The organism is Microbacterium tumbae (assembly GCF_054780175.1).
On record NZ_BAAGWV010000001.1, the window covers coordinates 270,066 to 281,311 of the forward strand.

Sequence of the window (11,246 nt, forward strand, 5' to 3'; positions counted from 1 at the left end):
CCGCACGACCGAACCGGACGCCCATGAGCACTCTCACCCTGCACCGCGCACGCACCGTCCTCCCCGTCGCCTCCGCACCCATCGCCGACGGCGCCGTCGCGGTCGCCGACGGCCGCATCCTCGCCGTCGGCACGCACGACGACCTCGGCGCCAGGCTGGGCGACCGCATCACCGATCGGCGGGAGTGGGACGGCGTCCTCGCACCGGGACTCGTCAACGCGCACACCCACCTGCAGTACACGGACATGGCCGAGGTCGGCCTCGGCTCCTACACGAGCTTCGAATCCTGGGCGATGGCCTTCGAGAAGTCCTACCGGACCGAGCACGACTGGGCGGCCTCCGCGTCCGACGGCGTGCGCCGGGCGATCGCGGCCGGGACCACGGCCGTGGCCGAGATCGTGACGGACCCGGCGGCCGGATCGGCGGTGCACGACGCCGGTCTGCACGGCGTCGTGTTCTGGGAGGTGTTCGGCTGGAAGACCCCCGCCTGGATGCTGGACGGCCCCCGACGGGTGCTCGCCGAGCTCGACGCCATCCCCGCGCCGCCGGCGACGGGGCTCTCGCCGCACGCGATCTACTCCCTCGACACCGAGGTGTTCCGCTCGCTCGGGCGACTGGCGGAGGAGCACGACGTGCGCCTGCACATCCACGCCGCGGAGTCGGCGTCGGAGGACGAGTTCGCCCGCTTCGGCACCGGAGCGCTCGCGGAGCGCTGGCGCTGGCTCGGGCACTCCGATCTCGAGCTGCTCGCCGGCAGCGGATCGGGGCTCGGCGTCGTGCGCTATCTCGACACTCTCGGCGTACTCTCGCCGCGCACGCACCTCGCGCACGGCATCTACGTGGACGCCGACGACCGCGCCCTCCTGCGCGAACGCGGCGTCTCCGTCGCCCTCTGCCCGCGTTCCAACGCCGTCATCGGCCTCGACGCCCCGCCGATCGCCGACTATCTGCGCGAGGGGAACCCGATCGCCGTCGGCACGGACTCCCTCTCCTCCTCGCCGTCGCTGCGCGTGCAGGACGACGTCGCCGAGCTGCACCGGCTCGCCAGGGAGCAGGGCTACGCCGAGGCGGATCTGCACGAACGCCTGCTGCACGCCGCGACCGCCGGCGGGGCGAAGGCGCTGGGGCTCGACGCGCTGCCGGTCCCGAGCGGCACGATCTCCGCCGGTTCGCGCGCCGATCTCGCCGTGTTCGACGTGGGCGCCGCCGTGGCGCGGGATGCTCTCGCCGAGCTCGTCGAGAGCGCACCGCCCGCGCTCGCGACGATCGTCGGCGGACGGATCGCCTGGACGGCCCCCGCGGCGAGGAGCGCACAGCGATGACCGAGCGGCGGCCGCTGCTGTACGGACTGTACGAGCAGGCCTGCGTCGGGAACGGCTCCGGCGCCGTGAGCCTGTGGACGCATCCGGCGGACGAGCGCCTGGGCGCGACCGGCCTGCGGTACTGGCTCGACCTGGGGCGCCGTGCCGAGGAGGCCGGCTTCGACCTGTTCTTCTTCGGCGACGTCCTCGGGCTCTACGACACGTACCGGTCCTCGGCGGAGACGGCGCTGCGGTGGGGCGTGGAGCTCCCCGCTCACGACCCGCTGCTGCACATCCCCGCCCTCGCCGCCGTGACGGAACGCATCGCCTTCGGCGCCACGGTGTCGACCACCTACGAGCATCCCTTCGCGCACGCACGGCGCTTCAGCACGCTCGACCATCTCACCGAGGGAAGGATCGCCTGGAACATCGTCACCTCGTACCTGCCCGGAGCTGCCGCGAACTTCGGGCTCGACGTCCTGGCGCACGACCGGCGCTACGACAGGGCGGACGAGTTCCTCCAGGTCGTCTACGACCTCTGGGAGCGCAGCTGGGACGACGACGCCTACATCGGCAGCAGGGAACGCCGCCTGTTCGCCGATCCGACGAAGGTGCACGCCATCGACCATGTCGGCGAGAGCTTCCGGGTCGCGGGCCCGCATCTGAGCATCCCCTCCCCGCAGCGCACGCCGTATCTGATCCAGGCCGGCTGGTCCCCGCGCGGCCGCGAGTTCGCCGCACGGCATGCCGAGCTCGTCTTCGTCGGCGACTCGGATCCGCAGGCGATCAGGCAGGGGCTCGCCGGCATCCGCGCCCGCGCGGCCGAGCTCGGCCGCGATCCGGAGCAGATCCGGGCCGTCGTCGGCATGAACCCGGTGCTCGCACGCACGCGCGACGCGGTGCAGGAGAAGCTGGACGGCTATCAGGCGCACTACAACGCCGACGCCCAGCTGGCCGCATACGCGGGCTGGAGCGGCGTCGACTTCAGCAGCTACGCCGATGACGAGCCGATCGCGAAGCAGGCCACCACGCACACCCACACGTCCGAGACGAGCCGGAGCGCACCGCCGCTGCTCGCCGGCGATGTACGCCGCCGTTTCGCCTCCGTCACCGCTTTCGCCGACGAGCGCTACATCGGCACCCCCGATGAGGTCGCGGACAACATCGAGAGGTTCGTGGACGAATCGGGCGTCGACGGCTTCCTGCTGCACCAGTTCCTGTCGCCCGGCTCGCTGGACGACTTCGCTGAGATGCTCGTCCCGCGCCTGCGCGAGCGCGGGCTGTTCGGCGGGCTCCCCGGCGAGGGAACGCTGCGGTCACGGCTGCGGAGCGACCGCAGCGACCTCCTGGGCTCCGATCACCCCGCCGGAGCGCGTCGCCGATGAGCGGATGCCGGATGACGAGGGGCGTCGAATCATGTCGCCGTGTTTCCGAACGCATGACATCCGGCCCCCGGACGGGTGAGACTACCGTCCTACCCTCCCTTCACCCGATCGTCCGGTCCACAGCCCGGTCGAGATAGGACCGCACCATGGCACACCGCTCCTCGCGCGCCCGACGCCTGGCCCTGCCCGCCGTCGGCCTCGCCGCAGCCGTCATCCTCGCCGGCTGCTCCTCCGCACCCGCCGAGCCCGAGGGCTCCGGCGACGACCCGACGTCCTTCGAGGGCGTCGAGCTGACGGTCTGGAACAACATCGACTTCGACCCGTATCAGTCGCTGCAGAAGGAGTACTTCGAGCAGTGCGCGGCCGATCTCGGCATCACGGTCGACGTGCAGACGCTGTCCGGCGACTACACGACCAGCCTGCTGCAGGCGGCGAGCTCGAAGTCGCTCCCGGACATCGCGCTGCTGAGCACCGACACGCAGCTCCCGCAGCTCGCCTCGCAGGGCGTCCTCGCCGATCTCGGCGAGCTGGGCGTCACGACCGACGGCCAGGCGGACGCCGTCGCCGGCCTCGGCCAGTACGACGGCGCCCTGTACGGCCTTCCCGTCCAGGTCGAGGACTACTCGATCTTCTACGACAAGGCCGCCTTCGAGGAGGCGGGCATCACCGAGCTGCCCACGACCTTCGACGAGCTCATCGCCGCGGCGAAGGCCACGACGACCTCCGACCGCTACGGCATCGCCCTCCCCGGCATCGCGGGGGACGGCTCCACCTCCTCGTACTTCCTGCCCTTCCTGCTCAGCGCAGGCGGCGACCCGGCCGAGGTGACGGGAGACGGCGCGGTCGCCGCCGTCGACCTCTACAAGACCCTCGTCGAGGACGGCAGCCTGTCCAAGGAGTTCGTGAACTGGGGCTGGGACGCGATCGACCAGTGGACCAGCGGCAAGGCGGCGATCACGGTCTCCGGCCCGTGGAACCTCGTCGACACGAGCATCGACTTCGACTACGGCACCTTCTCGATCCCGGCCGGCACGAGCTCGGACGAGAGCAGCGTCGGCCTCCTCGGCTACGCCTATGGGGTCGCCCTGCAGGCCGACGAGACCCGCGAGAAGGCGGCCGCCGCGCTCATCGAGTGCCGCGCCTCCGAGGAGAACCAGGTCGACACGGCCGTCCAGGGCGGCTACGTCCCCGCGCTGACCGCGGCTCAGGAGCAGTTCGTCGCCGAGGTCCCCGCGGCCGAGGCATTCGTGACCCCCGTCGAGAACGCCTTCAACCCGGCGTCCCTCGGCACCGAGTGGAATGCCCTGCAGCAGCAGTACGTCGACGCGCTGCAGAACGCGACGGTCAACGGCGTGAGCGCCGAGGAGGCGCTGAGCAAGGCCGCCCAGGGCTGATGACCTCAGCCGCGACGGCGCCGAAGCGGCCGGGGACCTCCGTCTCCGGCCGCTTCGGCCTGACCCTCGTGCGGCGGCGGAACCTCGAGCTGTGGGTGTTCCTCCTGCCCGCCATCGTGTTCTTCGCCCTCTTCTTCCTCTTCCCGCTCGGCTACGGCGTGTTCATGAGCACGACGGAGTTCACCACCGGGACCTTCATCACCGGCGAGGCTCCTTTCGTCGGCTTCGCCAACTTCGCCGACATCCTCGCCTCGGAGGTCACCGGCAGGGCGATCGCGAACACGCTGACGATCACGATCGTCGCCGTCAGCGCCGAGCTCGTGCTCGGGATGCTCCTCGCGCTGCTCTTCACCCGGCGCTTCCCCGGCAGCAGATGGCTGCCGGCCCTCATCCTCATCCCCTGGCTGCTGCCCGCCGTCGTCGTCGCCACGGTCTGGAAATCGCTCCTGGCGGGAGACGGCGCGATCAACGACATCCTGCGCACCCTGGGGCTGCCGACGAACGCCTGGCTGGCCGACCCCGCGACGGCGCTCGCCTGCGTCATCGTCGTCGCGGTCTGGGCGAGCCTCCCGTACTGGTCGACGATCCTCGCGGCCGCCCTCCGACAGGTCCCGCCCGAGCACCTCGAGGCCGCGGAGCTGGACGGCGCCGGCGCGTTCAAGCGCCTGCTGCACATCATCGTCCCGAGCATCTGGCCCGTCATCTCCGTGCTCGTCGTGATGAGCGTCGTGTACACCCTGCTCATCGTCGACCTCGTGCTCGCCCTCACGCAGGGCGGGCCGGCCGACAGCACCATGACCCTCGGCGTGCTCGCCTACCGGTCGGCGTTCAACCTCTTCGAGTTCGGGCACGCCGGCGCCTACGGGATGCTGCTGCTCGTCATCAGCCTGGGCTTCGCGGTGGTCTACACCTGGCTGTCCGCCAGGCAGGAGCGCAGCGAACGATGAGCGCGCATTCCCCCCGCCGCGGTCGCGGCTGGTTCTGGACGGTCCTCACCGTCGCCATCCTCGTCGTCTACCTCTTCCCGATCTACTGGATGCTCTCGGCATCCCTGCAGCCCGGCGCGAACTCCACGGACACCGAGTGGTGGCCCTCCGCTCCGAGCCTGGACGGATACGCCACGGCCTTCACGAGCGGAGGGCTGGAGAGTCTTCGGACGAGCGTGATCGTGGCGATCGGATCGGTCCTGCTCAGCCTCGTCGTCGCCGTGCCGGCGTCCTACGCGCTGAGCCGGCTGCGCTCGCGGGCGGTCAGCCTCGGCCTCATCCTGCTGCTGCTCGCCCAGATGATCCCCAGCATCGTGCTCGCGAACTCGTTCTACGCGATATTCAACACCTGGGGGGTGCTCAACAGCTACCTCGGTCTCATCCTGGCGAACTCGACCGCGGGCATCCCGTTCGCGATCATCCTGATGCGCTCGTTCATGCTGCGCCTGGACGCCGAGGTGCTCGAGGCGTCGACCCTCGACGGGCTCGGCCCGCTCGGGACGCTGTGGCGGATCGTCGTCCCGCTGTCGCGCAACGCGATCATCACCGCGGGGGTCTTCACGTTCCTGTTCTCCTGGGGCGACCTGCTGTTCGGGCTCACGCTCATCACGAAGACCGACATGTACCCGGTGACGGTGTTCATCTACGCGCTGGCGAACTCGAACCTCAACACCTGGGCGGCGACGATGGGCGCGTCGCTGATCGCGAGCCTGCCCGCGCTGGTGCTCGTGCTGGGCGCTCAGCGCTTCGTCAAGGAGGGTGTCATCGCCGGCAGCGGACGCTGACGCTCGCTGCTCGGCGGGCAGGGTGCCCGCTCGCACGCCTCGACGACGTCGCACGGATGCTCGAGGCGCGCGGCTCGACGCTCATCGGGCCGACGCGACTGGATCAGACGAGCGCGTCCTGCGCAGCGAGCAGGCCGCCGAGGTGGCGCGCGATCGACCGGGGACCGCTCACCGGGGAGGCCGCCTCGACATCGGGGTTGTAGTTCGTGTTCGTGTTCACGTCGTAGGTGACCGTACGTCCGTCCAGCGTCTCGATGAACTCGATGCCGGCGACGGCGATGCCGGCATCCTGGAGGAAGGCCCGGTAGCTCTCGACGAGCGGATGCCGGGCATCGATCTCCTCGCGGATGCGGAAGAGCGGCTCCGGCTCGACGACGTCCTCACCCACGGAGCCCTCCGTTCCCGGGACCGCGCACGCCTCGGCGGGGCAGAGCTCGAAACTCCCCGCGCTGGTGTCGACCCTGACCGCGTACACGAACTCCCCGCCGGCGAACTCGACCCGCGTGACGAACGGCTCGCGCGCCCAGAGGTACTCCTGCAGCAGGGTGATGCCGTCGGGCGAGGCCTCGAAGTCCTCCCCGTCCACCCAAGCGTCGAAGTCGGCATGGCTGTCGTGGCGGCGCACGCCCAGACCCTTGCCGCCCTGGTTGTGCTTGCTGATGAACGGCGCGTCGAAGGCACGGGCGCGCTCCTTCAGGTCGGCCGTTCCGAACACGGCGACCGTGCGCGGGACGTCGATGCCCGCGCGCCGCAGCAGCGCGTGCTGGGCGACCTTGCTGACCTCGAGCTCGAGGACGGAGCCGCCGTTCACGACGGTGCGGCCCGACGCCTCCAGCCAGCGCAGCACGGCACGGCCGTACTCCTTCGAGTCCGCATGATCGCGCGTGTGCGCGGAGGCGCTGAGGCGCGACCAGAAGACGCCCTGCGGAGGCTCGGCGGAGAGGTCGATGGACCCGTCGGTGAGCAGCCATTCCTCCGCTGGCACTCCCTCCGCCTCGAAGGCGGCGGCGAACGGCGGGAACCATTCGGAATTCTCGTGGATCACGTAGACGCGGGGCTCGACGCTCATAATCTCACGCTAGGCGATTCCTGCGCCGTCGGGGCCGTCCGCGTGACATGGCGTAATGCGGCCTGCTCCGTTGCCCGTCCGACCGCCCGACCGCGCCGCGCAGGCCCACCCCCCGCGCAGGTGTCTCGTGTTGCCACCTCACCCCACGCAGGTGTCTCGTGTTGCCACCTCACCCCGTCAAAGGCGACCACATGAGACCCCCCGACCACCGGAAGGCGACCACACGGGCGACCCGCCGAGGCGCGTGACTCCGCTGAAGTGTGACACCGCCGGAGCGGCAGACGACGGCCAATCGCCCGCGAAGGGCTCAGGCCAGGATCGACGCGACGTCCGCGACGGCCGGGGATCGATGCTGCTCCGGCACGGCGAAGCCGCGCTCGGCGAGCCAGGCGTCGTCGTAGAGCTTGTCGAGGTAGCCGCGCCCGTGGTCGGGCAGCAGGACCACCACCACGTCGTCCTCCGTGAGCGACTCCGCGACGCGGAGGGCGGCCACGACGGCCATCCCGCTGGAGCCGCCGACGAAGAGGCCCTCCTCGGCGGCGAGCCGGCGGGTCATCGCGAAGGCGTCGGCATCCGAGACCATCTCGTACGAGTCGACCACGGAGGCGTCGAAGGTGTCGGGCAGGAAGTCCTCGCCGACGCCCTCCACGTGGTAGCCGTGGATCGGTCCGCCGGAGTAGATCGATCCCTCGGGATCGGCCCCGATCACGCGCACAGCGCCCGCGCTCGCCTGCTTCAGATAGCGGCCGGTGCCGCTGATGGTGCCGCCGGTGCCGATGCCCGCGACGAAGTGCGTGACGGCGCCGTCGGTATCGGTCCAGACCTCAGGGCCGGTGGTCTGGAAGTGCCCTCGCGGTCCGTTCTGGTTCGCGAACTGGTTGGGGTTGAAGGCGCCGGGGATCTCGGCGGCGAGGCGGGCGGCGACGCTGTAGTACGACCGCGGGTCCTCCGGCGGCACGCTCGTCGGCGTGATGACGACCTCGGCGCCGTAGGCGCGCAGCGTTGCCACCTTGGCCCCGTCGAACTTGTCCGGCACCACGAACACCATCCGATATCCCCGCTGCAGGGCGATCAGGGCGAGGCCGACTCCGGTGTTGCCGCTCGTGGCCTCGACGATCGTGCCGCCTGCCTTCAGATGGCCATCGCGCTCGGCGGCGTCGATGATGGATGCCGCGATGCGGTCCTTCGCGGATCCGCCGGGGTTGAAGTACTCCACCTTGGCGAGCACCGTCGCCCGGATTCCGGCCGTGACGGCGTTGAGGCGGACGAGCGGGGTGTAGCCGACGAGTTCGGCGATATGGTTCGCGTAGCGCACGAGAGGTTTCCTGACGGGAGGCGCCGGTGGGCGCGGGTGTTCTGGGGTCGGTTGAGGGCGAGCGGAAGCGCTCAGCGACAACAACGACACGTCAGGGACACACGGGAACTGTAGCACTACGCCATAGGCTGGCCTCGTGATCGACGTGCGAGGGGCGGGGCGCAGCGCGAGCAGCGCCGTGTCCAGTGCCCTGCGGACCTTGTTCAGCAGGCGCGCGCTGCCCGCGTGGATCACGATCGCAGCGATGGCGGCGTGCCTCACAGTCCTGGTCGTCACCGGCGGTCTCGACGAGACGGAGTCGGTGCCGGAGCCCGTCGCCCTCGGTACGGAGGTCCGCCTCTCGACGTATGCGGTGACGGTGCTGGACGTGGAGTTCGCCGACGCCGTCGAGGAGGAGTTCCTGGAGGCCGACCCCGGCGAGACGCTGCTCGTCGTCACGATGCGGATGGAGAACCTCTCCGATCGCGCCGTCGGCGTGGACAACGCGGCGGACCGAATCTCCTCGCGGCTGGTCAACGTCGCAGAGCCGCTGCTGGCGCTCTCCGGCGCGGAGCCCACGTCGAGCGCCGCCGTGTGGCGGGACGACGGCTCGGCCGGATCGGTCATCCTGCAGCCCTCCGTCCCGGCCGAGGTCAGGATCGCCTGGCCCGTCTCCGAGGCCGACGTCGCCGAGGAGGGCGTGCAGCTGGACGTCTACGACGCCGTGGCGCAGAGCGGCCAGATCATCCTCGCGTCCGACGTCGTCACCTGGCGACGTGCGGGGCTGGTCGCCCGGATCGACCTGGGCGGCGCGGCATGAGGAGATCGCTGCCCTGGATCGCCGGAGCGGCCCTCGTCGTGGCCGCCGGCACCGTGACGGCCCTCACGCCGGCGCCGGACGCGCTCCGCGGGGCATTCCTCATCCGCGGCGGCGAGACGGTCACCTCGCGAACGCTCGTCGCCGAGCTGCAGGATGCCGTGCTCGCCGACCGCGTCAGCACCGAGGACGGCGCGTGGGCGGCGGACGGCAACTGGCTCGTCGTGACCGTGGTCGTGTCCGCGCCCGAGACCGAGGCGGACGCGACCCTCGAGCTCGCGAAGCTCGTGATCGACGGCCGCGAGTTCCTCGCGAGCGAGCGTCCGTCCACCTCCCTGGTCCGCACGGATCTGCGGGTCGGCATCGACACGACGGGGATGCTGGCCTTCGAGCTGCCGGACGGGCTGGACGCCGGAGACGCCGACCTGCGCCTGTCCCTCCCCTATGCGACGCCACGGCTGGACGACGTGATCGTCCTCCCGCTCTCCCTCGAAGGGCTGCCCCGCGAGAGCACCGTGGAGATCCTCGAGCCGACGCTGGCGGGGACGTCATGACGTGGCTGCGCAGTCAGCGGATCGCCCTGAGCGCGCTCCTGTTCACGGTGATCGCCGTGGTCGGGGTCTCTCTCTGGCTCGACATCCTGCCGGTCGCCGATCAGGAGCGCGTGACGGTCGTCCGGGCCGAGGGGGACGTCGAGGTCGCGGGCCAGGAGCTCCGGTACCGGGCGGCGCGCTGGGACGAGTTCGCCGCGCCGGAGGGGGCGCGGTCCGTCAGCATCCGCCTGCACTCCTCCGGAGGTCCGGACGCGGCGCTGTGCGGCGAGTTCCGGCTGTCCGAGGCCGACGGCGGGCGGACCTGGCTGGACGCGCACACCGAGCTGGACGTACCATACGACGCCGGCGCGCCGTACTGCCAGGAGGAGTCAGCGCCCTACGAGATCCTCGCGGTCTTCCTCATCCCCGAGAACGCCGATGGCCCGTTCGTGCTGGACATCCCCGGAGAGGACGACGTCGTCTTCCGGTTCGCCGTCGAGCCCTGACATCCCGGCATCCAGCCCCGCCTCCGGCCGCCCGACGACCGCGTCGTAGGCGGTCGCCACCAGGGCGACCCGCAGCGGCTCGACGACCGCCGCGATCGCGACGAGGATCAGCGGGAGGAACGCATCCCAGAACTCCGGATCGTGCCCGCCGACGAGCTGGAGCACGCCGCGGGAGCCGGCGCGCTCCAGGAGCGCCCAGAGCGCATAGGCGAGCGCCGCCACGCCGAAGAGCACCGGCCCGCCTCGCCAGATCACGGCGACGGCGGCCCACAGGCTCTCCAGCCGCATCACCAGCGTGCGGGCCAGCGATCGCGCGGTGCCCCGCAGCGCGGAGTCGCTCCACTGACCGAGGCGCGAGCCGATGTCGAAGCTCGTCCCGTAGATCACCCCTGCCACGGTCAGCCAGGCGGCGGGAACCACGAGCACGGCGATGAGGATGCCGACGATCCACACCCCGGCCTCCCAGACGACAGCGACAGGCGCGAGGTTCGCCGCGAACCAGTCTCCGATCCCGCGCAGCCAGCTCGCACCGGCACGCTGTCCGAGCCAGTCCTGCACCCCCGACCACCACTGCCCGACGAGGGTGAACAGCATGAACGTCCAGAGCACCTCGGTGTAGGTCGCGACCGCGTGCGTCCAGGCGGGCAGCCGATGCTGGAGCCTCGCCAGCGCGAGCCGGATCGCCAGGGCGATCACGAGCACCGTGACGGACAGCGCGCCGACGGAGACGAATCCGCCGCGATCCCCGATCTCCTCCGCACCGTACCCGGAATCGGCGAGTGCGATGCTGCTGGCGATGGTGAAGAATGCGTTCCGGTCGGCGTCCAGCATCCCCCAGGCCGCGTAGAACGCGAAGAACGGCAGGACCGAGACGAGGACGGCGCCGCCGAACTCCCGATAGCCGCCGGGCTCGGCGAGCGCCGCGTTCGGCAGCGAGGGACGGACACTGAGGTACATCGCGACGTAGGAGATCAGCCGGGCCGCGACCGCGAGCGGCAGGATCAGGAGCCCGCCGAGCGTGGTGTACCCGCCGACGACGCCGGCGAGCTGGAGCACGAGTCTGTGCACCGCCTCGCCGCCCAGGTACCAGGCTATGAGGGCGGGCCAGTGCCGGGCGAGGATGCGCCCGAACGTCCGGAGGGCCTGCGTCATGCCTTCACGGTACCGTGGGGCGGG

General features: G+C 71.1%; 11 protein-coding genes. 8 read left to right on the forward strand and 3 right to left on the reverse strand.

Annotated elements, in window-relative coordinates; all coding sequences use genetic code 11:
• Nucleotides 1-23: 23 nt before the first annotated feature.
• The 5 genes from ACYVGQ_RS01260 (at nucleotide 24) to ACYVGQ_RS01280 (ending at nucleotide 5,851) form a co-directional block, all read left to right on the forward strand.
• Nucleotides 24-1,322, forward strand: coding sequence for an amidohydrolase family protein (locus ACYVGQ_RS01260; RefSeq protein ID WP_460782677.1), 1,299 nt, complete (start codon nucleotides 24-26; stop codon nucleotides 1,320-1,322).
• Nucleotides 1,319-2,686 carry an NtaA/DmoA family FMN-dependent monooxygenase gene (locus ACYVGQ_RS01265; RefSeq protein WP_460782678.1) on the forward strand — a complete coding sequence of 456 codons (1,368 nt, stop codon included), beginning with the start codon at nucleotides 1,319-1,321 and terminating at the stop codon, nucleotides 2,684-2,686. Before ACYVGQ_RS01260 ends, ACYVGQ_RS01265 begins: the two co-directional genes overlap by 4 nt.
• 146 nt (nucleotides 2,687-2,832) lie before the next feature.
• Nucleotides 2,833-4,080, forward strand: coding sequence for a sugar ABC transporter substrate-binding protein (locus ACYVGQ_RS01270; RefSeq protein ID WP_460782679.1), 1,248 nt, complete (start codon nucleotides 2,833-2,835; stop codon nucleotides 4,078-4,080).
• A complete protein-coding gene (locus ACYVGQ_RS01275) occupies nucleotides 4,080-5,027 on the forward strand; it encodes a carbohydrate ABC transporter permease (RefSeq protein WP_460782680.1) in 948 nt (315 codons plus the stop codon). Before ACYVGQ_RS01270 ends, ACYVGQ_RS01275 begins: the two co-directional genes overlap by 1 nt.
• The gene (locus ACYVGQ_RS01280) at nucleotides 5,024-5,851 is read left to right on the forward strand and encodes a carbohydrate ABC transporter permease (RefSeq protein WP_460782681.1); all 828 of its coding nucleotides are present in this window, start codon (nucleotides 5,024-5,026) and stop codon (nucleotides 5,849-5,851) included. The genes ACYVGQ_RS01275 and ACYVGQ_RS01280 overlap by 4 nt, the downstream gene beginning before the upstream one ends.
• A 103-nt stretch (nucleotides 5,852-5,954) precedes the next feature.
• Here the strand turns inward: ACYVGQ_RS01280 and ACYVGQ_RS01285 are convergent, their stop codons facing one another.
• Together ACYVGQ_RS01285 and ACYVGQ_RS01290 are read right to left on the reverse strand one after the other, a co-directional pair.
• A complete protein-coding gene (locus ACYVGQ_RS01285) occupies nucleotides 5,955-6,920 on the reverse strand; it encodes an ATP-grasp domain-containing protein (protein WP_460782683.1) in 966 nt (321 codons plus the stop codon).
• Between the two features lie 307 nt (nucleotides 6,921-7,227).
• Nucleotides 7,228-8,235 (reverse strand): PLP-dependent cysteine synthase family protein, encoded by a 1,008-nt coding sequence (locus ACYVGQ_RS01290; protein ID WP_460782685.1) that lies wholly within the window; start codon nucleotides 8,233-8,235, stop codon nucleotides 7,228-7,230.
• Nucleotides 8,236-8,371: 136 nt separating this feature from the next.
• Here ACYVGQ_RS01290 and ACYVGQ_RS01295 point away from each other — a divergent pair, with 136 nt between their 5' ends.
• Genes ACYVGQ_RS01295 through ACYVGQ_RS01305 form a run of 3 tightly spaced genes read left to right on the forward strand, consistent with a single transcriptional unit; the run spans nucleotide 8,372 to nucleotide 10,070 of the window.
• A complete protein-coding gene (locus tag ACYVGQ_RS01295; RefSeq protein WP_460782686.1) occupies nucleotides 8,372-9,034 on the forward strand; it encodes a hypothetical protein in 663 nt (220 codons plus the stop codon).
• Nucleotides 9,031-9,585 carry a hypothetical protein gene (locus ACYVGQ_RS01300; RefSeq protein ID WP_460782687.1) on the forward strand — a complete coding sequence of 185 codons (555 nt, stop codon included), beginning with the start codon at nucleotides 9,031-9,033 and terminating at the stop codon, nucleotides 9,583-9,585. The genes ACYVGQ_RS01295 and ACYVGQ_RS01300 overlap by 4 nt, the downstream gene beginning before the upstream one ends.
• Nucleotides 9,582-10,070 carry a hypothetical protein gene (locus ACYVGQ_RS01305; RefSeq protein WP_460782688.1) on the forward strand — a complete coding sequence of 163 codons (489 nt, stop codon included), beginning with the start codon at nucleotides 9,582-9,584 and terminating at the stop codon, nucleotides 10,068-10,070. Before ACYVGQ_RS01300 ends, ACYVGQ_RS01305 begins: the two co-directional genes overlap by 4 nt.
• Here the strand turns inward: ACYVGQ_RS01305 and ACYVGQ_RS01310 are convergent.
• Nucleotides 9,954-11,222, reverse strand: a complete 1,269-nt coding sequence (locus ACYVGQ_RS01310) for a hypothetical protein (protein ID WP_460782689.1) — start codon at nucleotides 11,220-11,222, stop codon at nucleotides 9,954-9,956. The genes ACYVGQ_RS01305 and ACYVGQ_RS01310 overlap by 117 nt on opposite strands.
• Nucleotides 11,223-11,246 lie beyond the last annotated feature (24 nt).